The following is a 24,220-nucleotide window of genomic DNA, read 5'->3' as shown; positions in this document are numbered from 1 at the left end:
AAGGCTTTTTTGACTTTATGCGCAAAAGGATATTTTCTGTTAAAAGGTGCAATGAGCCGGACAGCTTCTTGAGTCTTATACTTGTTTATCTCTTAAAAAAGGTGATAAAAGGCTTTACCTCTTATCACCTTTCCGCTTTCTTACGCAGTAACAGTTTCTTCCCCTTGCTTAGCTTCAAGGATTGCATCTGCCATTTTAGATGTAAGAAGTTTTACAGCGCGAATCGCATCATCGTTCGCAGGGATTACATGGTCGATCTCGTCTGGATCGCAGTTTGTATCAACGATACCAATTAGAGGGATATTTAATTTGCGTGCTTCTGCAACCGCAATACGCTCTTTACGAGGGTCAACTATGAAAATTGCATCCGGAATTTCTTTCATGTCCTTGATGCCGCCTAAGAACTTCTCAAGACGCTCTAATTCTTTCTTAAGCTGAACAACTTCTTTTTTAGGAAGTACTTCAAAAGTGCCGTCTTCTTGCATTCTTTCGATGTCTTTCAAACGTTTGATACGCTTTTGAATTGTTTGGAAGTTCGTTAAAGTGCCGCCTAACCAGCGTTGGTTTACATAGTACATGCCTGCACGAAGAGCTTCTTCTTTAATAGCTTCTTGTGCTTGCTTTTTTGTACCTACAAAAAGGATGTTGCCGCCGTTTGCAGCGATTCCCTTCATTGTGTTGTAAGCTTCTTCAACCTTCTTAACAGTTTTTTGAAGATCGATGATATAGATGCCGTTACGCTCAGTGAAGATGTAACGCTTCATCTTAGGGTTCCAGCGACGAGTTTGGTGTCCGAAATGAACACCTGCTTCAAGCAATTGCTTCATAGAAATTACTGACATGTGTTTGTTCCTCCTGAATGGTTTTTTAGTCCTCCGTTCACTTCATCTTTAAACGCAACTGCGTCTGCAGCACCAGCATTTAAATCGGTAAACGTGTGTTGTGTATTCACACCATTGACTACTATATCATAACACTATGTGACAATCAAGTCGAAACTCTACGCTTTTTTCAGCTTCCTTTATTTTTCTGACACTGTGAAAAAATGAAAAGAAATACCCTCTAAAAGTATTGCCATTCTTTTTATTTTCAAACAAAAAACCTCTCCAAAGAGGAGAGGCATAGATTAGTTTGCTTTTAGCTTAGCAAGTTCCAGCAAGAACTTATCGTTCAGCACTTTGATATATGTGCCTTTCATGCCTAAAGAGCGTGACTCAATTACGCCGGCACTTTCCAATTTGCGCAGTGCGTTTACAATTACAGAACGTGTAATGCCTACACGATCCGCAATTTTACTTGCAACAAGAAGGCCTTCTGTTCCGTTCAGTTCATCAAAAATGTGCTCAATGGCTTCTAGCTCGCTGTAAGATAAAGAGCTGATGGCCATTTGCACAACAGCCTTGCTTCTTGCTTCTTCTTCGATCTCTTCCGCTTTTTCACGCAGAATTTCCATGCCTACTACAGTAGCGCCGTATTCCGCTAAAATTAAGTCATCGTTAGAGAACGAGTCAGTTAAACGGGACAATACCAATGTGCCCAGACGCTCCCCGCCGCCGACAATCGGAACAACCGTTGTTAAGCCTGTTTGGAACAGCTCTTTGTTTTCCACAGGAAACGCTGTGTAGTCACTGTTAATATCAAGGTTAGGAGAAGTTTCCGTAACGTTGAATAAGCTCTTTGTGTACTCTTCCGGAAATTGTCGCTCTGCAAACATTTTTTTCATGCGATCGCTTTCGATTTGTTCATGAACTTGATAACCTAGTAATTTTCCGCGACGGCTTACGATAAACACGTTTGCTTCAATTACTTCACATAATGTATCCGCCATTTCTCGGAAATTAACTGGTCTTCCCGCAGCCTGCTGAAGCAAGGCATTAATTTTTCTTGTTCTGTCTAATAAAGCCATTGTACCTTTTTCCTCCTACAATTCAAATGATTTCTGTTACTTGGAAACCGGGACGAATCACCTGATTCTTGCATTACAAAATAAATTGACTTACATCTTTGTTTCTTGCTATAGTTGCCAGCTTCTCCTCAACATACTGAGGTGTAATCGTTATTTTGTCTAGTGTAATTTCAGATGCTTCAAACGATAAATCTTCCAGAAGCTTTTCCATGATTGTATGAAGTCTTCGGGCTCCGATATTGTCCGTATCTTGGTTTACTTGATAGGCAATCTCAGCAATCTTACGAATAGCATCGTCAGAAAATTCAATTTCTATACCTTCAGTTGCCAACAATGCCGTATATTGTTTCAGCAAAGCATTGTCCGGCTCAATCAAAATTTTCACAAAATCTTCTACCGACAGCTTCGTTAATTCCACTCGAATCGGAAATCTTCCTTGAAGCTCCGGAATTAAGTCCGACGGTTTGGACATATGAAAAGCACCGGCTGCAATGAATAAAATATGATCCGTCTTAATAGGACCGTATTTCGTTGCCACTGTAGATCCTTCTACAATCGGAAGAATGTCTCGCTGAACCCCCTCACGCGATACATCCACCCCGCCAGACTGCTTGCCGGCAATCTTGTCAATTTCGTCTATAAAAATAATGCCAAGCTGTTCTGTACGGTAAACAGCTTCTTGTGTAACTTCGTCCATATCAATTAAGCGCTGTGCTTCTTCATTTGTCAATACTTTTCTCGCTTCTTTTACAGAAAGTTTTCGTTTTTTCGTCCGCTTTGGCATAAAGCTGCCGAGTGCATCTTGAAAATTCATGCCCATCTGCTCCATGCCTGTTCCTTGCAGCATATCAAACATTGAGCCTTGTTGTTCCTCTACTTCTACAGTAATGATATCATCTTCAAGAAGTCCTGCCGCCAGCTTTCTTTCTATTTCTTTTCGCTTTTGTTCAAGACCTGCCTCGTCTTGGTGAGATTCCGTTTGTGAATTTGCACCTTGACCGCCAAACAGCATTTCCAATGGATTTTTGAAGGATGGCTGCTTTTGATTTCCCGGCACGAGGATTTCAACAATACGCTGATTTGCATGTTCCTTCGCTTTATCCTGCACGCTCGCCATTTTCTCTTCTTTAACGATGCGAACCGATGTTTCCGCAAGATCGCGAACCATGGATTCTACATCACGCCCTACATAGCCCACTTCCGTAAATTTTGTGGCCTCAACCTTAATGAACGGCGCGCCCACAAGCTTTGCAAGACGGCGCGCCACCTCTGTCTTGCCCACACCTGTAGGTCCGATCATTAAGATGTTTTTCGGTGCGATTTCATCTCGGATTCCTTCTTCAAGCAAACTGCGGCGGTACCGATTGCGCAAGGCAACTGCAACTGCTTTTTTTGCATTCTTTTGTCCGATAATATACTGATCGAGTTTCTCTACAATTTGACGCGGAGTAAAATGTAAATGCATTTCTGTATGCCTCCCTTTACAATTCCTCAACGATGATATTTGCATTTGTATATACACAAATGTCGCTTGCAATTTCAAGGCTTGCTTTTGCAATTTCCTTTGCCGTCAGATGCTCCCCGGCATATTGCTTAAGCGCACGTCCTGCCGACAGCGCATAATTGCCCCCGGACCCAATTGCCAAAATGCCGTCGTCCGGTTCAATCACTTCTCCCGTGCCGGATATAAGAAGCATGCTGTTTTCATCCATTACGATTAACAGCGCTTCGAGCTGACGAAGCATTTTATCGCCCCGCCATTTTTTTGCCATCTCTACTGCAGCCCGCTGCAAATTCCCATTGTATTCTTCAAGCTTTCCTTCAAACATTTCAAATAATGTGAACGCATCTGCTACAGAACCAGCAAAACCGGCAAGCACTTTGCCCCGAAACAGTCTGCGGACTTTGCGAGCAGTATGCTTCATTACAACTGCGTTTCCCATCGTTACTTGACCATCACCCGCCATGGCGCATCGGCCATTGTGGTTAATGGCAAAAATCGTTGTAGCATGAAAGGTTCCCATAGAAAAACTCCTTTATCCTTTATTCGCCTATACTCTTCATTATATGGCTGCGCCCTGCATTCTAGCATTATTATGCTCTTGGATGATGCTGTATATAAACAGAGCGCAATCTTTCTTTTGAAACGTGTGTATAAATTTGGGTGGCGGATAAGTGAGCATGCCCGAGCAGCTCTTGCACGGTGCGTAAATCAGCGCCTTCGTCCAGCATATGAGTAGCAAACGTATGCCGCAGCATATGCGGGCTCATATGCATCGTAAGGGAAGTTTTTTTAATCATGTCACTTAAAATGTAGCGAACTCCCCTGTCAGTCAAAGGACCTCCTTTTGCATTTAAAAATACCGCAGCGTTTGTTTCTTGTTTTAAAAGTTTGCTTCTTCCGTCGTGTATGTACGTTTCGAGAATTTCCTGCGCGTAACTTCCGAAAGGAATGTAGCGCTGCTTATTACCTTTCCCCGTTACAAGAATCGTTTCCATATGAAAATCAATATCCTCTAAGGTAAGTGCGCAGCATTCGCTCACGCGTATTCCTGTCGCGTATAAAAGCTCAAGCAAGGCTTGATTCCGCTGTCCAATAGGCGTTGAAAGATCAGACAGCTCAAACAGCTTCGCAAGCTCCTCTTCGTACAGAAACTTCGGAATGGCCCCTTCTTTTTTCGGAAGCGATGCGAGTACAAATGGATTTTCCTTACAATATCCTTCTCTCATGAAAAGACGATATAAGCTGCGCAGACTTGATATTTTTCTTGCAACTGACCTTCGCGCCATTTTTTTCTCGTGGAGCGTCGTTAAATATAAGCGAACGTCTGTATATGCAACGTCTTCAAAGGAAGGAATGCCTTCTGTTCCCATGAAAGCAATAAAATGAGCTATATCGTCACGATAACTTGCAATTGTATATTTTGAATAGTTTCGCTCTATTTGTAAATATTCAAAGAATATTTGTAACATTTTATTCACATTCATTTCTCTCCACCTCAACAAAGGCTACTAAATCGTAGCACAATTTAGTAGCCTTTGCAAGAAATTTGACTAAATATTTACAAAATTTCGAATCGTATCCAAAGCACGTGCTGCATATGCCTCATAGCGCTCCAGCTTCTTTTTCACCTTCACTTCAAGCGGTGCGAACAAACCGAAGTTTGCGTTCATCGGCTGGAATGTTTTTGCGTTTGTTGACGTAATATAATGCACCATGCTTCCCATTGCTGTAACAGGCGGCAGCGTCACTAATTCCTCTCCCCGCACAAGTCTAGCGGCATTTATGCCTGCAAGCAAGCCGGAAGCAGCAGATTCTACATACCCCTCTACCCCGGTCATTTGGCCAGCAAAGAATAAATCATCGCGCCCCTTATACTGATACGTCGGACGAAGCAGCTTTGGCGAATTGATAAATGTGTTGCGGTGCATAACGCCGTAGCGGACAATCTCTGCGTTTTCGAGTCCCGGGATCAATTGCAGCACTTCTTTTTGCGGCCCCCATTTCAAATGCGTTTGAAAGCCAACAATATTATATAACGTTCCTGCTGCATCGTCTTGGCGCAGCTGCACAACTGCATGCGGCGTTTTCCCTGTATGAGGATCCTCTAAACCGACCGGCTTCATCGGACCGAAAAGAAGCGTCTGTTTTCCGCGCTTTGCCATCACTTCAACCGGCATACACCCTTCAAAGAAAATCTCTTTTTCAAACTCCTTTAAAGGCACAACCTCTGCTGTAATAAGCGCTTCGTAAAAACGGTCGAATTCTTCCTCTGTCATCGGACAGTTCAAGTACGCTGCCTCTCCCTTATCATATCGGGACTTTAAGTATACCTTATTCATATCGATGCTGTCTTTTTCTATGATTGGAGCTGCGGCATCGTAAAAATAGAAATATTCCTCTCCTGTCAGTTCCTTCAGTTGCTCAGACAGCGCTTTTGATGTAAGCGGTCCTGTAGCGATAACTGTCGGACCTTCCGGGATTTCTGTCAGTTCTTCATTGATAACAGTCACGTTCGGATGGCTCTTTACATATTCCGTTACCTTTGCCGCAAATTCATGGCGGTCTACCGCAAGCGCTCCTCCTGCAGGCACAGAGCATTCATCTGCCGCTCGGATAATGACCGAATCCAGACGGCGCATTTCTTCCTTAATAACTCCCACTGCATTCGTCAAAGTGTTTGCACGAAGCGAGTTACTGCATACAAGCTCTGCAAATTTATCAGTATGATGAGCAGGCGTTTGTTTAACCGGTCTCATTTCATACAGGTTTACCTTTACGCCGCGCTTTGCGATTTGATAAGCTGCTTCACTTCCGGCAAGGCCGGCGCCAATTACGTTTACTACTTGTTCCATATATCTCACCTTTTCTATTGTCATTTCCGAAAAAAATGTGAGCTTTATGCTCACACTTGTTGTTCTTCCTCGTAATCACAGGATACGCATTGCACTTGAACACCTTTTTTCAGCTTTTTTTCTACAAGCATCCCTTCGCACTTTGGACATTTACGGCCGATCGGCTTATCCCAAGATACGAAATCACAACCTGGATACTCGCTGCATCCATAAAAAATTCGCTTTTTCTTATTGCTGCGGCGCTCAATAATCTGACCTTCCCCGCACTTGGGACAATCTACACCAATTTCTTTCACGATCGGCTTCGTGTTACGGCAATCCGGAAAATTCGAGCATGCCATAAACTTTCCGTAGCGACCCATTTTAAATACCATGGGACTTCCGCATTCTTCACAGTCTTCGCCCGCGGGCTCATCTTTGATTTCCACTTCGCGCATTTCTTTTTCGGCTTTTTCCAAGTGTTTTTCAAAGCCTTGATAGAAATTATCCACTACCTTGACCCATTCAGCTTTTCCGTCTTCAACTTCATCTAAACTGCTTTCCATATTCGCAGTGAATTCAATATTGATGACTTCAGGGAAAAATTCAAGAATAAGCTCAATGACGATTCCCCCAAGCTCTGTAGGCACGAACCGTTTATTGTCTAAAGATACATAGCCGCGTTTTTGAATCGTTTCAAGCGTCGGGACATAAGTAGACGGTCTACCGATTCCAAGCTCTTCCAGCGTTTTCACAAGCCGTGCTTCCGTATAGCGGGGAGGCGGCTGCGTAAAATGCTGCTTCGGTTCTAAATCCTTTGAGTAAACGGTTTCTCCTTCTTCCATAGGAGGCAGCATGCGATCTTTTTCTTCCACTCCGTCATCATTCGACTCTACGTATACTTTCATGAAGCCTGGAAACTTTACAACCGAGCCGTGAGCCCGAAACTGCACATCATTGTTTGTAAGCGTCGCCGTCACTGTATCCATGATAGCAGGAGCCATTTGGCTGGCAACAAATCTTTCCCAAATCAGCTTATACAGCCGATATTGATCGCGGCTCAAATATTCTTTTAAATCATCCGGCTTGCGAAGCGCAGAAGAAGGACGGATTGCTTCATGCGCATCTTGTGCATTATTTTTCGCTTCTTTTCGCTTTTCTCCTGAAACGAAGCTGCTTCCATATTTTCCTTCAATGTAGCTGCGTACTTCTGTTTGAGCCGTTTCGGAAATTCGTGTCGAGTCCGTTCTCATATATGTAATCAGACCAACTGTTCCTTCCTTCCCGATTTCAATACCTTCATAGAGCTGTTGCGCAAGCATCATGGTCTTTTTTGCGCGCATGTTCAGCTTGCGAGCTGCTTCTTGCTGAAGAGAGGATGTCGTAAAAGGCAAGGCCGGATTGCGCTTTCGCTCTTTGCGGCTGACATTTTCCACCGAGAACGCATTCGCTGCAAGCTTCTCCAGCACCTCTTTTACTTGCTCTTCGTTTTCAAGCTCCTTTTTTTGACCGTTCATGCCATAAAAGGAAGCTTCGAACACGTCTTTCCCTTTTACAAATTCTGTTTTCAGCGTCCAAAATTCTTCCGGCACAAACGCTTGAATTTCCTTCTCACGCTCAATAATTAAACGAACGGCTACTGATTGAACACGACCGGCGCTAAGTCCTTTTTTCACTTTCTTCCATAATAAAGGACTGATGTTATAACCAACTAGACGATCCAGCACACGGCGCGCCTGCTGTGCATCAACAAGATCCATATTAATGGATCTTGGTTTTTTAAACGATTCTTTAATGGCGTCTTTTGTAATCTCATTGAATACAACGCGACAATCCGATGATGTATCCACGTTCAGCGTATGAGCCAAATGCCATGCAATGGCTTCTCCTTCGCGGTCAGGGTCAGCTGCCAGATAAATTTTTTTCGCTTTTTTTGCAGCAGTTTTTAAATCCTTTAAAACCGGACCTTTTCCGCGAATTGTAATATATTTCGGCGTAAAGTTGTTTTCTATTTCAATGCCCATTTGACTTTTCGGCAAATCTCGCACATGCCCCATGGACGCTATGACTTTATATTTCTTGCCTAAGTACTTCTCTATTGTTTTCGCCTTGGCGGGCGACTCTACAATTACTAAGTAATCTGACATCCTAGTTCCTCCTTAAGAGGTGAATTCAAGTCTTCATTAATATTATGGATTCGCCTTCTTTTTGTCAATTAAGAATGAATATAAAATAACACAGGAGATGCTACACTTGTCAACCATTCTTTCATAAAAAAAGAAAAATGACCATAATATGTAATTATTGCAGCTCTTCCAAAATGTCAGCTGCCCCTGTAACCAGCTTTGCTCCCTGCTGAATAAGCCGATTTGTCCCCATGGCTGTTTCAAGATGCACAGGCCCCGGTACAGCAAACACTTCCCTGTTTTGTTCAAGAGCGCAATCCGCTGTAATAAGAGAACCGCTTCTCAATTTCGCCTCTGCAACGACAACACCAAGCGATAAACCGCTTACGATTCTGTTTCGCCTCGGGAAATACCACTTCTGCGGTTTCCAAAACGGCGGATATTCAGACAATAGTAGTACATTATTATTCCACTTTTGCAACTTTCTATAATTCTCTTTCGGGTATATATGCGAAAATCCTCCTCCCAGCACCGCAATTGTCCCTCTATTTTGCTCCAGTGCAGCAGTATGGGCAATTGTATCAATGCCATATGCCAAACCGCTCACGACGAGCCAATCGTCTTTTAAAAGGTTTACTAGAATAGATTGTATGCTGCGCACGCCATAAGATGACGGATTTCTCGTTCCGACTACCGCTATTTTTCGCGGGTGCTGCAAAAGTCCTCTATTTCCTTTGCCATATAAGACAAATGGCGGGTCAGGAATCTCAAGTAGCAAGCGAGGATAATCCTCGTCCCATACCGTTAAAAAGAAAACACCGCATTCTTGTAATTTCGTAAGAATTTCAGAAATAGAAGAAGAGTGAAGATGCGTAAAGAGCTGGAGAGCTTTATTTGAGGGTAAAGAAAGGAGAGCGGAAAACTCGGCAGGAGAAAGTGTATACAGCTTTTGTAATTCCGGATCATATTGCAGCAGCCTTGCCATCAGACGCCAATGATCCGCCAAACAAGTATGCAAGTGGAGCAGTCTTTGCTTCTTCATAAACTTTTAACCTCCTGTGTTAACAAACAAAATAGAAGGGGACTTCCTATACAGGAAGCCTCCCTTCTATATAAAATTAGTTTGCTTTGCAAGTTTCGAATAAACCTTTTTCTTTCAGCACAGAGATTAACGTTTCTCCCATTACAGAAGGAGTTTCCGCTACCTTGATGCCGCATTCTTCCATTGTTTTGATTTTTTCCGCAGCAGTTCCTTTGCCGCCGGAAATAATCGCGCCGGCATGACCCATACGCTTTCCTGGAGGTGCTGTTTGTCCGCCGATAAAGCCTACTACAGGCTTCTTCATGTTTGCACGCACCCATTCAGCCGCTTCTTCTTCAGCAGTTCCGCCGATTTCGCCGATCATGATAACCGCATGCGTGTCTTCATCTTCGTTGAATGCTTTCAATACATCGATGAAGTTCGTGCCGTTTACAGGGTCGCCGCCGATTCCTACAGCTGTAGATTGTCCAATGCCGGCTTGTGTTAATTGGTGAACCGCTTCGTATGTTAACGTACCAGAGCGGGATACGATTCCTACATGGCCTTTCATGTGAATATAGCCAGGCATGATACCGATTTTGCACTCATCCGGCGTAATTACGCCTGGACAGTTCGGTCCCACTAGGCGTGTTTTTTTGCCAGTCATGTACTTTTTCACATTTACCATATCAAGTATAGGAATGCCCTCTGTAATACATACTACTAAGTCTAACTCAGCGTCTACAGCTTCCATAATCGCGTCAGCTGCAAATGCAGGCGGAACGTAAATAACGGATGCATTTGCACCAGTTGCTCTTACCGCTTGCTCCACTGTATTGAATACAGGAACACCTGCGACTTCTGTGCCGCCTTTGCCAGGAGTTGTGCCGCCTACGATGTTCGTTCCGTACTCAATCATTTGTGTTGTATGGAAAAGTCCTTGTGAACCTGTAATCCCCTGTACAATTACCTTCGTATCTTTATTGATAAATACGCTCATCTTTTTCCCTCCTAGCCTACAAGCGAAACGATTTTTTGTGCACCGTCTGCCATAGATTCAGCAGCTGTGATGTTTAAACCGGATTCGTTCAAGATTTTCTTGCCAAGCTCTACATTCGTACCTTCCAAGCGTACAACAAGAGGCAGCTCAAGACCTACTTGCTTCGTTGCTTCCACAACACCGCTTGCAATTACGTCACATTTCATGATGCCGCCAAAGATGTTAACAAAAATGCCTTTTACGTTTTGGTCGGAAAGAATAATTTTAAACGCTTCTGTTACTTTCTCAGCTGTGGCGCCGCCCCCAACATCCAGGAAGTTTGCAGGGTCGCCGCCGTAATGCTTGATGATATCCATTGTAGCCATCGCCAAGCCGGCTCCGTTAACCATGCAGCCGATATTTCCGTCTAAAGAAATATAGTTCAAGTCATACTTGGATGCTTCGATTTCTTTTACATCCTCTTCATCAAGGTCGCGGTACGCCACGATATCTTTATGACGATATAATGCGTTGGAATCGAAGTTCAGCTTCGCGTCCAATGCCATTACTTTTCCGTCTCCCGTTGTAACAAGCGGGTTGATTTCCGCAATGGAGCAATCCTTCTCCACAAATGCGCGATATAAGCCTATCATGAATTTCACAGCTTGGTTTACAAGCTCATTCGGGATATTGATATTGAATGCCACGCGACGCGCTTGGAAGCCTTGCAAACCTACTGCAGGATCTATGTATTCTTTAAAGATTTTTTCCGGCGTTTTTTCTGCTACTTCCTCAATTTCTGTTCCGCCTTCTTCAGACGCCATCAGTACAACTTGAGAGGTAGCGCGGTCCAATACTAAACCGATGTAGTATTCTTTTTTAATATCGCAGCCTTCTTCGATAAGTAAGCGCTTTACTTCCTTACCTTCCGGCCCTGTTTGATGAGTCACAAGTGTTTTCCCTAGAATTTCCTTGGCATATGTACGAACTTCTTCTAAGTTCTTAGCCACTTTTACACCGCCGGCTTTCCCCCGTCCGCCTGCGTGAATCTGCGCTTTAACAACACATACGTCTGTTCCTAGTTCCTTCGCAGCTTCTACAGCTTCTTCTACTGTAAAAGCAACTTTTCCATTCGGAACGCTTACACCATAGTTTCTAAGGATTTCTTTTCCTTGATACTCATGGATATTCATGGTCCCATCCTCCCCGTTGTAAGAAAAATAAAAACTTTTCGTTTTCATTGTATAAAATTCGATATGGCCTGTCTAGAAAAAAAGTAATAAAAATGAAAATATTCCGATAATATTTCACAATTTAGAAAAACTTTCTTTTTCTCTCAAAACAAAAACCTTGCATCACGCAAGGGCGGTCAAAACATTTTTTAAATATTATTTTTTACATCGCAGTTACGCCGCCGAACGCGATGCCGTTTAAAACAGCGATTGTCTGCTTTGGACAAAAGTCTATCGCATTCAGCCCATCATGAGATGAGCTTTTGAATCTTTTCTCTATAGGAAAAGTTCATCTAAACACCGCCTCTTTACTAACCGGTCGGTATGTTGTCGACACAATAATTTTATATTTCGAGAAAAATAGCATTTCCTCTTCTTTAATTCTGAAAATCAAGATAATTCTTCTGGTATTTTTTTAACTCATACATACAAGCTGTGGATTCATAGAGTGGATATAAAGTAAAACTTCCATCAGTAGGGGGTTCTTTCATCCCTCACTGATGGTTAGTTGAACCAATCGAGCTTTTACGGCTTCCCCCTCTTACACTTCTTTGAATACACTACGTTTCGAAGTGGGGGCACTCATTAATGCGGGATAAAGGAGGAACGTCATGACAAATTACATATGGGGTGTACATTCCCAAAAAGCGGTCTCGGAGGAGTTTTTTGCGTGTGTCATCAAACACTTCGGTTACCCGAAGTTTTGGGGCAGATACTTGAAGGCTTCTGCAAACCACGCAGAAGGATTATCCAAAACAGAGATTGCCTGGATTCGCAGAAGAAAAATCCGGCTGCTGCCCATTCATGGAGTAGTTCGCAATGCCAACGGATATCACGAAGGCCGTATTGCTGCAACAAATGCGATATTTCAGGCGAGACAGCTTGAGATTCCAAGAGGCACTTTGTTATTTGCAGGCATAGATAAAACACATCCTGTTGACGCGCGCTGGGTTGAAGCTTGGGTGGAAACGCTCTATAAAAGTGGCTATCGCAGCGGCATATACAGCAATCCTGTATATGGGAGCTTTTCTGATGCATTCTGCCAGGCAGCACGTGAAAACGACAGAGTCGAAAAGCACTGTATATTATGGGGGACCGAGCCTGCTCACGGACCGACTGACAGTAAAACAGTTCCTCCTTTTAAAGCCTCCTCTCCTCCTCACCCATGCAATATGTGGGTATGGCGGTACGGAAAGGATACAGAAAGGTGCTCTGTCAATACGTGCTTAGCAAATACAAAGCTGCTGCCGTTTTTATGGTAAGTGAAAAAGAGCTGCAAACGCAGCCCTTATTTCATGTCTTTAATCGGCGCAAATGATTTTCGATGCTCCGGCAGCACACCGTACTTGTCCAAAGCAGCTAAATGCTCTTTTGTTCCATATCCCATATGCTTTTCAAATCCATAAGCCGGGTGCCTTACCCCGAGTTCCTTCATCATGCGGTCACGCGTTACCTTCGCTACAACAGAAGCAGCTGAAATAGAGACGCTTTTTGCATCTCCTTTAATGATAGAAGTCTGCGCAATAGAAAGAGGCAGCTCCATCGCATCAATCAGCAGATGTTCAGGCAAGAGACCAAGTCCTGAAACGGCTGTTTGCATCGCTTGTTTTGTCGCCTGGTATATATTAATTTCGTCAATGGTTTCAGCATTTACAACACCTACTCCGACAGCCAGCGCATGTTCACAGATATAATCATAAAATTGCTCGCGCTTTGCCTCGCTCAGCTTTTTCGAATCGTTTAAGCCCGGAAGATAGAAATCCTCCGGCAATATAACCGCTGCTGCTACAACAGGTCCGGCAAGCGGTCCTCTTCCCACCTCATCCACACCTGCAATTAAACGGACACCTTGTGAACGCAGCGCAGCTTCAAACTGCGACATTTGCACAAATTGCGCTCGCTCCTTGGCTTCTTGCTCTCGTTTCTTTCGCCATTGTCCAATCACCTTTTGCGCGCCCTTTCGTTCATCCTTCAGCAGCGCGACAAACCGTTCGTCCTGCTCTGAAACGATTTCCTGAAGCAGAAGCTGAATGTCTTGTATCGTACGTTTTTCCACACCGTCTCCCCCTCATATAAAAAAGGCACGCGAATGCGTACCTTTATTCTTCTTTTTGCTCCGGTTTTTCAAATGTAAAACGGCCGATTTTGCCGGCGCGCAGTTCTCTCAATACAAGTTCTGCCGTTTTATCATAATCGATCATTCCGCCGCCCATTAAGCAGCCTCTTCGTTTTCCAATTGCATCGAACAGCTCGACAATGTCCTCAGGTATATCTGATAGATTAAACCGTTCTTTTAATTGCTCCGGATAATATTCGGATAAAAAGCGTAGAGCGTATACTGCAACATCCTGCAAGTTCAGAATTGCGTCTTTAATGGCTCCCGTTGCGGCGAGACGCTGTCCGACAAGCTGGTCTTCGAACTTTGGCCACAGTACGCCCGGCGTGTCCAATAATTCGAGCTCTTTGCCGACTTTAATCCATTGCTGCGCAGTTGTGACACCTGGACGGTCTCCCGTTTTGGCAATGTTCTTTTTCGCAAGCTTGTTAATGAGCGTAGATTTTCCTACATTCGGTATGCCGACGATAAGCGCACGCACAGCACGAGGGTTTACGCCCTTCGCCGCCAGCTTATCGAACTTTTCCTTTACAAGCTCTTTTGCAGCCGCTGCAATTTCCTTCATGCCTTGTCCGGCTTGCGCATTGATGGAAATCGCTTTATAGCCTAATTGTTCAAAATGCTGAATCCATTTTCTCGTCATCGCTTCATCTGCCATGTCCGCTTTATTTAAAACAATGAGACGCGGCTTATGAGCAACAATTTCATCAATCATCGGGTTTCGTGAAGACGCTGGAAGACGGGCATCTACAAGCTCAATTACAACATCAATAAACTTGAGCTTCTCTGTAATCTGCCGTCTCGCCTTCGCCATATGCCCCGGAAACCATTGAATAGTCATGCTGTCACCTTCTTACGGTTTTTTAATAATACGTGCGTCTGAGAGAGGCCAATACACTATGTTTGTTTTTCCAATCACTTGACCCATGGAAATTGTACCGATGGTGCGGCTGTCTTTACTGAATCGGCGATTGTCTCCCAAAACGAACAGCTGCCCCTTCGGCACCGTCTGCTGCCCTGTTACTTCTTCAAGTTTAAAATCATATGTAAGAGGACCGTCTGTTGTTTGTTTTTTATAGTCATTTAAGTATGGCTCCTCATATGCCTTTCCATTTACATAGAGAACGTCATTTTTATATTCAATACGGTCTCCGGGCAAACCGATTACTCTTTTTATGTAATCTTTATCTTCTGTTGCCTTGAATACAATAATGTCGAATCTCTGAGGTTCGCCGATTCTGTATCCGATTTTGCTGACAATCATACGGTCACGATCTTGCAGAGTCGGCATCATAGATACACCGTCTACTAAAATAGGCGCAAAGAAAAAGTAACGAATTACCGCTGCAAGTCCGACTGCTATTACAATTGCTTTTATCCATTCCCATGTCTGGCTTTTCTTGGCCATGCACGTTCCCTCCACCATATGTATGATTGGAAAAAGGGAGCTTGTGACTACAAGCTCCCGTACTTATCTTATCGAATCTCTTTGATACGTGCTGCTTTACCGCGAAGGTTACGCAAGTAGTACAACTTAGCACGACGTACTTTACCGCGGCGCAATACTTCAAGCTTCGCAATTTTCGGTGTGTGGATTGGGAATGTACGCTCAACGCCTACACCGTAAGAAATCTTACGAACGATAAATGTTTCGCTGATTCCGCCTCCGCGACGCTTAATTACAACACCTTCAAATAGCTGGATTCTTTCGCGTGTTCCCTCTACTACCTTAACGTGTACACGTACAGTGTCACCAGGACGGAAAGCAGGAAGATCCGCTCTTAATTGTTCTTTCGTGATTTCTGCGATTAAGTTTTGCATGTGCAATTCTCTCCTTCCAAACGGATGCTCTTACCAGTCTTACGCTGCAGCGGAACATCGTGGTTAAACGGACTATATAAGTCACAAGTGTTATAATAGCATATATAAAAACGGCTTGCAATAGCTATCATACAAGATTATTAAAAAGTGTTAAGGTTTTTTACTTGTCTGCCTTAAACTCGTCTATCCATTTCTGCTCCTGCTTGGTCATGGAGCGTTCCGTCAATAAATCAGGACGGCGCAAATAGGTACGACGCAACGATTCTTTATGACGCCATTCATCTATTTTTTGATGATTTCCAGACATTAGAACATCGGGAACCTTCATGCCGCGAAATTCTGCAGGACGCGTATAATGAGGATGCTCCAAAAGACCTGTGCTGAATGAGTCTTTCATATGAGATTCCTCGTTTCCGAGCACTTCAGGCAATAAGCGGACTACACTGTCGGTTACGACCATTGCCGCCAACTCTCCGCCCGTCAGTACATAATCTCCGATTGAAATTTCATCCGTTACAAGATGTTCGCGAATGCGTTCGTCGTATCCCTCATAATGTCCGCATACAAAAATGAGATGCTCTTCTTTTGCAAGTTCCTCAGCTTTGCGCTGTGTAAACTGCTCTCCCTGCGGACACATTAAAATAACACGAGGCTTTACACCTTCGTTCAGCTGCTCCACCGCATCAAAAATCGGCTGCGGTGCCAGCACCATACCAGCCCCTCCTCCGTATGGATAATCGTCCACGCTGCTATGTTTGCTGGCGGAATAATCGCGAAAGTTTACTACCTCGATAGATACCGCTTCCTTTTCCTGTGCTTTTTTTAGGATGGAAGAACCAATCACTCCTGTAAACATTTCTGGAAACAACGTTAAAATATCAATTTTCATCATAGCAGTCCTTCCATTACATGGATGGTTACAAGCTGTTCTTTCGCATCAACTTTCAGTACCACCTGCTCAATATATGGGATATATGCTTCTTTTCCATTTGAAAGCTTCACAACCCACACATCATTTGCGCCAGGAGACAAAACTTCTTTAACTTTTCCAATTTCTTCTCCTTCTTCTGACACAACCGTACACCCGATAATCTCATGGTAATAGTACTCATTCTCTTCAAGCTCGTCAAGCTGCTCCTGGGGAACTTTTAATAAAGAGCCTTTAAACTGCTCGACCTCGTTCACGTTTCCGTACCCTTCAAATGTCAGCAAATCAAAGTTTTTATGTGTGCGATGAGACGTTATTTTCACTTCAATCGGCTGTTTGCTGTTTTCCTTCCAAATATATAATGTGTTGCCGGTCTTATAACGTTTCTCAGGAAAATCAGTACGGGAAATGACACGAATTTCTCCTTTAATTCCATGCGTGTTGACAATCTTCCCGACGTTAAACCATTTTGTCATCCACTCTCACTCCTGTTACTTATTATGTACATCACCCTCTTCTCTCCCTTTTGAGAGAAGAAAACAAATGTTATAAACTTAGGTTTCCCATTCCTTATTTCATTAACAAAAAAGGGAGAGGAACTGTATGTCCTCGCCCTTTTTTCACATAATCTCAAGCGTTACTTTTTCGTTTTGCTGATGCCCCGCTGCATACACAACGGTCCGAATCGCTTTTGCGATACGACCCTGCTTTCCAATGACTTTTCCCACATCCTCAGGATGTACGGTCAATCGATACGTGATGTCTCCGTTACCGGAATCCTGTGTAACCAGTACATCTTCAGGATGATCCACAAGGGCTTTTACAATCGTTTCGATTAACCCTGTCATAGCGAGCTTACTTACCTTGTTTAGATAAGTGGAACTTCTCTAAGATACCTTGCTTAGAGAACAGGTTACGAACTGTGTCAGATGGCTTCGCGCCGTTTTGTAACCATTTTAATGCAAGCTCTTCGTCGATTTTCACTTCAGCTGGTTGAGCTACTGGATTGTAGAAACCAATCTCTTCAATGAAACGTCCGTCACGAGGAGAACGAGAATCTGCAACAACTACACGATAGAAAGGAGATTTTTTAGCTCCCATACGTTTTAAACGAATTTTAACTGCCATTTATAAAGCACCTCCGAATTTGTTTCACACAGATAATAATATTAGCAAAAGTGATAACCCTTTGTAAAGTATAAATTCTTAACAGGGCATCATCTTTTTCACAAAGTTTAGTTTTAAGCGGTATTGCTGGTCCACTTTTCTTTACATAAATGGAAACTTAAATCCGCCCTTTTTCTTGCCTTTTTGCATATTCGTCATCGCTTTCATCATCTTCTTCATTTCTTCAAACTGCTTAAGCAAGCGGTTCACTTCCTGTACGGTCGTTCCGCTTCCTTTTGCGATGCGTTTTTTGCGGCTTGCGTTAATCACTTCCGGCTGCTCGCGCTCAGCTTTCGTCATAGAGCGAATAATCGCTTCTACATGGCCAAGCTGCTTTTCATCAACTTGTGCATTTTTCAAGCCTTTAATTTTGTTTGCGCCCGGAAGCATGCCTAAAATCTCATCTAATGGTCCAAGTTTGCGAACTTGCCCTAGCTGGTCAAGAAAATCATCCAGCGTAAAGGATAAGGAACGCATTTTTTGCTCAAGCTCTTTCGCTTTTTCTTCATCAACGGCAGATTGCGCTTTTTCAATAAGCGTCAGAACGTCGCCCATGCCTAAAATACGGGATGCCATACGCTCCGGATGGAACGCTTCTAACGCATCAAGCTTCTCGCCCATACCGACAAATTTAATTGGTGTATTCGTTACAGCTTTAATAGAAAGTGCCGCACCGCCGCGCGTGTCTCCGTCAAGCTTCGTTAAAACAACGCCTGTTAAACCAAGCTGATCGTGGAAGCTTTGTGCGACATTGACCGCGTCTTGTCCTGTCATAGCGTCTACAACGAGGAAGATTTCATCCGGTTTTGCAATTTCTTTTACTTGCTGCAGCTCGTCCATCAATTCTTCATCAATGTGGAGACGGCCTGCTGTATCAATGAGAACATAGTCATGGTGCTCTTCTTTCGCTTTTTGAATAGCCTGCTTTGCAATTTCTACCGGACTTACTTTGTCGCCGAGAGAAAATACAGGCATACTCAATTGCTTGCCGAGCGTTTCCAGCTGTTTGATTGCTGCCGGTCGATAAATATCGGCTGCAACAAGAAGCGGCTTACGATTATACTTTTTACGAAGCAAGTTTGCAAGCTTTCCTGTTGTCGTCGTTTTACCGGCACCTTGTAGACCTACCATCATGATAACGGTCGGCGGACGGTTTGCCACTGCAATTTTGCTTTGCTCTCCGCCCATCAGCTGTGTCAGTTCTTCCTGTACAACTTTAATAACCTGCTGTCCAGGTGTAAGGCTTTTCATGACATCTTGCCCGATTGCGCGTTCTGATACGCGCTTGACAAAATCTTTTACTACTTTAAAGTTAACGTCGGCTTCCAACAAAGCAAGGCGAACTTCGCGCATCATTTCTTTTACGTCAGCTTCGGTTACTTTCCCTTTGCCGCGAATCTTTTGCAACGTCTGTTGAAGTCGGTCGGCTAACCCTTCAAATGCCATAGTGCCGCCCTCCTACTCTAATTTTTCGATAGCTTCAACAACTTGTTTCACTTCTTCAATTACATGCTCTTTGCTGATTAAGTCTTTCAGTTTCGCAACAAGTCGCTGCCGTTCTTGAAACTTCTCTAACAGTAACAGCTTTTTTTCATACTCCTCAAGCATCGCTTCTGTCCGCTTTATATTGTCGTATACTGCTTGGCGGCTGACATTAAATTCCTCAGCAATCTCGCCCAAGGAATAATCGTCTAAATAATAAAGCGACATATAGCTTCGTTGCTTCGGCGTTAACAACGATTGATAAAAATCATACAAATAATTCATTCTCGTTGTTTTCTCGAGCATGGTTAATCATCCTTTGTTAAGTGGATTACCTTTACAAAACTAGTTTACAAGCTATACTATCCACTGTCAAGCTTTTTTCCTTTCCACAAAGAAAAGCGCAGCCGGCAGAGCTGGACACCACGAAAAGCGGAGACGGGAGCTAGACATAAACGAATCTAGAGACTTAGCTGGGCATCAAGAAAAGGAGCGGCACAGCCGCTCCTTTTACTCCGGCTGCGCTTCTACTACATCTGCGAATAAACCATATACATATTGCTCCGGATCGAATTTTTGCAAGTCATCCATTTTTTCGCCTAAACCTACAAATTTAACCGGTACATTCAGTTCATTGCGGATTGCGAGTACAATACCGCCTTTTGCAGTGCCGTCAAGCTTCGTTAGCACAATGCCTGTTACGTCTGTCGCTTCGCGGAACGTTTTTGCCTGGCTTAATCCGTTTTGTCCTGTTGTTGCGTCAATTACAAGCAGCACTTCATGAGGAGCTCCTGGAATTTCACGCTCAATCACGCGTTTTACTTTTTCCAACTCCTTCATCAAGTTGACTTTATTTTGCAATCGACCTGCTGTATCGCACAGCAAAACATCAGCATTACGTGCCTTAGCCGCTTGAATAGCGTCATACATAACAGCAGCCGGATCAGAACCGGAAGCCTGCTTGATTACGTCTACGCCGACACGCTCGCCCCATACTTCAAGCTGTTCAATAGCACCTGCACGGAACGTATCGCCTGCAGCCATAAGCACAGATTTCCCTTCTGATTTCAGCGTATGTGCAAGCTTTCCAATTGTTGTTGTTTTTCCTACGCCGTTGACGCCAACAAACAAGATGACCGTTAAGCCTGTATCCTGCATATTTAACTCATTTTCGAAATCTTCATCGCCTTGGTAAATGCCAATCAGCTTTTCGGAAATAACAGCCTGTAATTCGCGAGGATCTTGAATGTTGCGGCGCTGAACCTCTTCCTTCAGCTGGTCAATCAATTCCATAACTGTTGCAACACCGACATCGGCGCCTATTAAAATTTCTTCCAGCTCTTCAAAAAAATCTTCATCTACTTTTCGGTAACGGTAGACAAGATCGTTTACCTTTTCCGAAAACGAGTTTCTCGTCTTTTCCAATCCGCTTTTAAACTTTTCTGTTACTGCATCAGTTTGGCGTGAAATCGTTTCTTTTAACTTTTTGAAAAAACTCATGTACACCTATCCTTTCTATTCGTTTCCTACCGGTTGTTTATCATCCAATCTGACGGATACGAGCCTTGAGACCCCAGATTCCTGCATCGTTACGCCGTACAGAACGTCGCACTCCTCCATCGTACCCTTTCGATGCGTGATTACAATAAATTGCGTTTCATCACTGAACCGCCTTAAATACTGGGCAAATCTCGAAACATTCGCTTCATCCAATGCTGCTTCTACTTCGTCCAGTATACAAAACGGAACAGGTCGCACTTTTAAAATAGCAAACAGCAAGGCAATTGCAGTTAAAGCTCGTTCTCCGCCTGACAGGAGCCCGAGATTTTGCAGCTTTTTCCCCGGCGGCTGTGCCACGATATCTACACCTGTGTTCAGCAAATCCTTATCATCAGTCATAACAAGATCTGCCCGGCCGCCGCCGAACAGCTCTTGAAACACGAACTGAAATTCTGTACGGATAGCTTCAAATGTGTAAGAGAACCGTTTCTTCATCTCTTCGTCCATTTCGCCGATAACTTGATAAAGCGTCTCTTTCGCCTCTTGCAAATCATCCCGCTGTTCGAGCAAGAACGTATATCGCTCTGATACTCTTTCGTACTCGTCGATTGCTCCAAGGTTCACAGTACCAAGCTCTTCTATGGATACTTTGATAAGCCTTACTTTTTTACGCGCTTCATCCGCTGCCATTAGCATCGGATATTTTTCCTTAGCGGCTTCAAAAGAAATCGTATACACCTCTCGCAAGTGCTGCAAACGGTTTTCAAGCTCCACATCCAAACGATTCGTTTGAACCTCTTGATCCTTGATGACCTCGAGCAAATATTTATGGTTCCGCTTTTCTTCTTTTGTCTCAAGCTCCAATGCCTCAAGCGTTCCCTGCAGCCCAAAGCGCTGTTCACGGCGTGCGCTGATTAATTCTGTCGTTTGGCTGCTGTCATGCGCTTTCTTTTGAATCATAGAAGAAATTTTCTCTTCTCCACTGGAATTTGATGTCATTTCCTGCTTCAAAAACGCAAAATCTTCTTTCGTTTTAATAAGCGTTTCTTTTGCCGCATCCCGCTCCGCTTGTAATCGGTCTGCCTTTTCTCTTTGATTATACAAGCGCTGCTGCTGCTCGGCAGCTTGCACTTTTAAATCCGTAATCTCAGCCTGAAGCTTCTCTTTTGAGTCAGATTGCTCACTCTTTTGTTTTGTAAGCACAGCAATCGTTTCATCAAGCTGCGATAAAGAAGTTCGAATGGATTGCAGCATTTCTTCGAGCGTTTGCTGACGTTCTTTCGTTTTCGTCCGATCCTGCAAGAAGCCCTCCATTTCTAAATCATACATGGATAAGCGATCATTTACACGATGCTCTTCTGCTTCAATTTGGGTAATTTCAGTCGTCAGCTTCTGTTCATCCAAACGCAGCTTGTCCAGTTTATGGCGAAGCGCGCCGATTGACGCTTCCTGCTGAGCAATTTGCTGCTTCATATTCTGAACATAGCTCTCCAGCTTGCTTGTTTTCTCTTCCATCTCCTGCAGCTTTTCTGTTACGGTTTCCAGCTCGCGCTGACGTCCTAACAGAGAGGTACGGGCTTGTTTCACAGCTCCTCCTGTCATCGCGCCGCCTGGGTTTACAATATCCCCTTCAAGGGTCACTATACGATAGCGGTATTGAAGCATTCGTGCTAACTCGTTTGCACCCTTTAAATCACGTGTAACAAGGACAGTGCCAAGCAAACTGTATACAATATTTTTATATTTCGGCTCATATTGGACAAGGTCCGCTGCCACTCCAATAAAAGAAGGATGCTGTTTTGCCGCATACAGCGATTCAGCTGCAATAGATTTGCTTTTAATGACTGTAAGAGGCAGAAATGTCGCTCGCCCGTATTGGTTTTGTTTCAAAAATGCAATAGCTGCTCGCCCGTGCTCCTCCGCTTGTACAACAACGTGCTGCATCGCAGCTCCAAGAGTTGTTTCAACAGCCACCTCATATTGCTCTGGTGCGGAAATAATTTCGGCCACCGCTCCTTCAATTCCTTGCAATTTGCTCGTGCGAGCCTTTAATACTTCACGCACGCCTTGGTAAAAACCTGCGTAATCGTCCTGCATCTCCTCCAGCATTTCTTTGCGGGAACGCATCTTCTGCAAAAACTGGTACGCTTGATATAGCTTGCTTTCGTTCTCACTATATTGCTTTTTTGACTCTGCCAGTGCTGCTTCTGTCGCTCGCAAGCGTTCGAGATGAACAGCAATATTTGCCTTTAACTCTTCATATCGCACCGATAAGCTATACTTATTTTCTTGCACTTGGGCGCGCATATGTATATATTTTTCGTTTTCTTCATCAAGACGCTTATTTTTAAAATCATATTGCTTTGCTTGTTCTTCTAAAATGGCAAGCTCGTTGCGATAGCTTGCTTGTTCGTTTAGAAGCTCAATATAATCGCCTTTTAGCGTTTCAATTTGTTCTTCTATATTTTGTTCGAATGTGGATACAGCTTGCTGTTTCTCCTTTAAAAGCTTCTCAATTCCCTTCACATGCTGAGCGATTTCCTTAAGAAGCTTTGTTTCTTCTTCTATATCTCTGTCGTATTGAGAAAGCTTTACGGTAAAACTCTCAATATTTTGCTCCAGCTGTGCGGAATTGACGCTTGCATTCTTTTTCCGTTCTTTCAGCAGCTCACGCTGACCTTCCAGCTTCTCCAGCTCTTTGCTCGACAGAAGAAGTACTTCCTGCAAGGATTCGATGGATTCGTCAATCGCTTGCATTTGCACTCGAAGCTCTTCTACTTTCGCTTCGTCTTTTTGCAGCTTTGCAGAGAGATTAAGCTCTTTATCTTTATTTTGCTCCAGCATAGCAAGCAGTTGCTCCCACTTTTCATGAAGCTCTTCAATTTCGTATACGATAAGCGCGGCTTCAACCTGCTCCAGCTCTTCCTTTTTTTCGAGATAGTCTTTCGCTGCAGACGCCTGCATGCGAAGCGGCTCAATTTGACTGCTCAGCTCATGGATAATATCTTCCACGCGATTTAGGTTTTCTTGCGTTTCTTCAAGCTTTGCTTCTGCTTTTTTCTTGCGTGTTTTATATTTTAAAACGCCTGCTGCCTCTTCAAAAATCCCGCGGCGATCCTCTGCTTTACTGCTTAAAATTTGTTCCACTTTTCCTTGACTGATAATGGAGAATGCTTCACGTCCCATTCCCGAATCCATAAATAAGTCTACAATATCCTTTAAGCGGCATGATTGCTTGTTGATAAAAAAGTCGCTGTCGCCGGAACGGTACACTCTTCTTGTGACACTGACCTCGCTATACTCGACCGGCAAACGCTGGTCTTCATTATCAAGCGTCAATGTGACCTCCGCCACATTTAAGGATTTGCGGGAATCGCTTCCCGCAAAAATAATATCTTCCATTTTTGCGCCCCGAAGCGATTTCACAGACTGCTCGCCAAGCACCCAGCGAACAGCATCGGTAATATTGCTTTTGCCGCTTCCGTTTGGACCGACAACCGCTGTTACACCCGGCACGAAATCTATGGAAACTCTTTCGGCAAAGGATTTAAAGCCGACAATTTCTAATCTTTTGAGGAACATCCTATACTTTCCCCCCTATCACAAG

Annotated in this window: 23 protein-coding genes; 1 reads left to right on the top strand and 22 read right to left on the bottom strand. The window is 43.8% G+C overall.

The window, feature by feature from the left end:
- Positions 1 to 140: 140 nt before the first annotated feature.
- From rpsB to sucC, 10 genes are all read right to left on the bottom strand, one after another.
- Positions 141 to 842 carry a 30S ribosomal protein S2 gene (gene rpsB / locus H540_RS0100930; protein WP_028399006.1) on the bottom strand — a complete coding sequence of 234 codons (702 nt, stop codon included), beginning with the start codon at positions 840 to 842 and terminating at the stop codon, positions 141 to 143.
- A 284-nt stretch (positions 843 to 1,126) separates the two neighbouring features.
- Positions 1,127 to 1,906: a GTP-sensing pleiotropic transcriptional regulator CodY gene (gene codY / locus H540_RS0100925; RefSeq protein ID WP_028399005.1), complete on the bottom strand. Its 780-nt coding sequence runs from the start codon at positions 1,904 to 1,906 to the stop codon at positions 1,127 to 1,129.
- 73 nt (positions 1,907 to 1,979) lie between these two features.
- Complete coding sequence (gene hslU, locus H540_RS0100920; protein ID WP_028399004.1) at positions 1,980 to 3,371, bottom strand: ATP-dependent protease ATPase subunit HslU; 1,392 nt, start codon at positions 3,369 to 3,371, stop codon at positions 1,980 to 1,982.
- Positions 3,372 to 3,387: 16 nt separating this feature from the next.
- The gene (gene hslV, locus H540_RS0100915) at positions 3,388 to 3,930 is read right to left on the bottom strand and encodes an ATP-dependent protease subunit HslV (protein WP_028399003.1); all 543 of its coding nucleotides are present in this window, start codon (positions 3,928 to 3,930) and stop codon (positions 3,388 to 3,390) included.
- Positions 3,931 to 4,000: 70 nt separating this feature from the next.
- Positions 4,001 to 4,894: a tyrosine recombinase XerC gene (xerC, locus tag H540_RS0100910; protein WP_028399002.1), complete on the bottom strand. Its 894-nt coding sequence runs from the start codon at positions 4,892 to 4,894 to the stop codon at positions 4,001 to 4,003.
- A 66-nt stretch (positions 4,895 to 4,960) separates the two neighbouring features.
- A complete protein-coding gene (gene trmFO / locus H540_RS0100905) occupies positions 4,961 to 6,262 on the bottom strand; it encodes an FADH(2)-oxidizing methylenetetrahydrofolate--tRNA-(uracil(54)-C(5))-methyltransferase TrmFO (protein WP_028399001.1) in 1,302 nt (433 codons plus the stop codon).
- 50 nt (positions 6,263 to 6,312) lie between these two features.
- A complete protein-coding gene (gene topA, locus H540_RS0100900) occupies positions 6,313 to 8,388 on the bottom strand; it encodes a type I DNA topoisomerase (RefSeq protein WP_028399000.1) in 2,076 nt (691 codons plus the stop codon).
- A gap of 154 nt (positions 8,389 to 8,542) precedes the next feature.
- Positions 8,543 to 9,409: a DNA-processing protein DprA gene (dprA, locus tag H540_RS0100895; RefSeq protein ID WP_028398999.1), complete on the bottom strand. Its 867-nt coding sequence runs from the start codon at positions 9,407 to 9,409 to the stop codon at positions 8,543 to 8,545.
- Positions 9,410 to 9,485: 76 nt separating this feature from the next.
- Positions 9,486 to 10,388 (bottom strand): succinate--CoA ligase subunit alpha, encoded by a 903-nt coding sequence (gene sucD / locus H540_RS0100890; protein ID WP_028398998.1) that lies wholly within the window; start codon positions 10,386 to 10,388, stop codon positions 9,486 to 9,488.
- Positions 10,389 to 10,399: 11 nt separating this feature from the next.
- Positions 10,400 to 11,560: an ADP-forming succinate--CoA ligase subunit beta gene (sucC, locus tag H540_RS0100885; protein WP_028398997.1), complete on the bottom strand. Its 1,161-nt coding sequence runs from the start codon at positions 11,558 to 11,560 to the stop codon at positions 10,400 to 10,402.
- 650 nt (positions 11,561 to 12,210) lie between these two features.
- Between sucC and H540_RS0100880 the strand changes: the two genes are divergently transcribed.
- Entirely contained in the window at positions 12,211 to 12,861 is a 651-nt protein-coding gene (locus tag H540_RS0100880; RefSeq protein ID WP_028398996.1) for a glycoside hydrolase domain-containing protein, read from the top strand.
- 26 nt (positions 12,862 to 12,887) lie between these two features.
- Here H540_RS0100880 and H540_RS0100875 read toward each other — a convergent pair whose 3' ends face one another.
- The 12 genes from H540_RS0100875 to smc form a co-directional block, all read right to left on the bottom strand.
- The gene (locus H540_RS0100875) at positions 12,888 to 13,655 is read right to left on the bottom strand and encodes a ribonuclease HII (RefSeq protein ID WP_028398995.1); all 768 of its coding nucleotides are present in this window, start codon (positions 13,653 to 13,655) and stop codon (positions 12,888 to 12,890) included.
- Positions 13,656 to 13,698: 43 nt separating this feature from the next.
- Positions 13,699 to 14,556: a ribosome biogenesis GTPase YlqF gene (gene ylqF, locus H540_RS0100870; RefSeq protein WP_028398994.1), complete on the bottom strand. Its 858-nt coding sequence runs from the start codon at positions 14,554 to 14,556 to the stop codon at positions 13,699 to 13,701.
- 12 nt (positions 14,557 to 14,568) lie between these two features.
- On the bottom strand, positions 14,569 to 15,123 hold the full coding sequence (gene lepB, locus H540_RS0100865) for a signal peptidase I (RefSeq protein WP_034670095.1): 555 nt from the start codon (positions 15,121 to 15,123) through the stop codon (positions 14,569 to 14,571).
- Positions 15,124 to 15,191: 68 nt separating this feature from the next.
- Entirely contained in the window at positions 15,192 to 15,536 is a 345-nt protein-coding gene (gene rplS, locus H540_RS0100860) for a 50S ribosomal protein L19 (RefSeq protein ID WP_028398992.1), read from the bottom strand.
- Positions 15,537 to 15,696: 160 nt separating this feature from the next.
- Positions 15,697 to 16,425, bottom strand: a complete 729-nt coding sequence (gene trmD, locus H540_RS0100855) for a tRNA (guanosine(37)-N1)-methyltransferase TrmD (RefSeq protein WP_028398991.1) — start codon at positions 16,423 to 16,425, stop codon at positions 15,697 to 15,699.
- Complete coding sequence (rimM, locus tag H540_RS0100850) at positions 16,425 to 16,940, bottom strand: ribosome maturation factor RimM (RefSeq protein WP_028398990.1); 516 nt, start codon at positions 16,938 to 16,940, stop codon at positions 16,425 to 16,427. Before rimM ends, trmD begins: the two co-directional genes overlap by 1 nt.
- Before the next feature lie 144 nt (positions 16,941 to 17,084).
- Positions 17,085 to 17,312: a KH domain-containing protein gene (locus tag H540_RS0100845; protein WP_028398989.1), complete on the bottom strand. Its 228-nt coding sequence runs from the start codon at positions 17,310 to 17,312 to the stop codon at positions 17,085 to 17,087.
- A 7-nt stretch (positions 17,313 to 17,319) separates the two neighbouring features.
- Entirely contained in the window at positions 17,320 to 17,592 is a 273-nt protein-coding gene (gene rpsP / locus H540_RS0100840; RefSeq protein ID WP_028398988.1) for a 30S ribosomal protein S16, read from the bottom strand.
- 141 nt (positions 17,593 to 17,733) lie between these two features.
- Positions 17,734 to 19,077: a signal recognition particle protein gene (ffh, locus tag H540_RS0100835; RefSeq protein WP_028398987.1), complete on the bottom strand. Its 1,344-nt coding sequence runs from the start codon at positions 19,075 to 19,077 to the stop codon at positions 17,734 to 17,736.
- Between the two features lie 12 nt (positions 19,078 to 19,089).
- The gene (locus H540_RS0100830; protein ID WP_028398986.1) at positions 19,090 to 19,419 is read right to left on the bottom strand and encodes a putative DNA-binding protein; all 330 of its coding nucleotides are present in this window, start codon (positions 19,417 to 19,419) and stop codon (positions 19,090 to 19,092) included.
- Between the two features lie 204 nt (positions 19,420 to 19,623).
- Entirely contained in the window at positions 19,624 to 20,613 is a 990-nt protein-coding gene (gene ftsY / locus H540_RS0100825; protein ID WP_028398985.1) for a signal recognition particle-docking protein FtsY, read from the bottom strand.
- Between the two features lie 15 nt (positions 20,614 to 20,628).
- Positions 20,629 to 24,195: a chromosome segregation protein SMC gene (gene smc / locus H540_RS0100820; protein ID WP_028398984.1), complete on the bottom strand. Its 3,567-nt coding sequence runs from the start codon at positions 24,193 to 24,195 to the stop codon at positions 20,629 to 20,631.
- Positions 24,196 to 24,220 lie beyond the last annotated feature (25 nt).

Origin of the sequence: Ectobacillus panaciterrae DSM 19096, assembly GCF_000430785.1 — a bacterium.
GTDB classification, from domain to species: Bacteria; Bacillota; Bacilli; order Bacillales; family Bacillaceae_G; genus Ectobacillus; species Ectobacillus panaciterrae.
The sequence above is the reverse complement of the archived record's forward strand: the minus strand, read 5'-3'. Positions and strand labels throughout refer to the sequence as shown.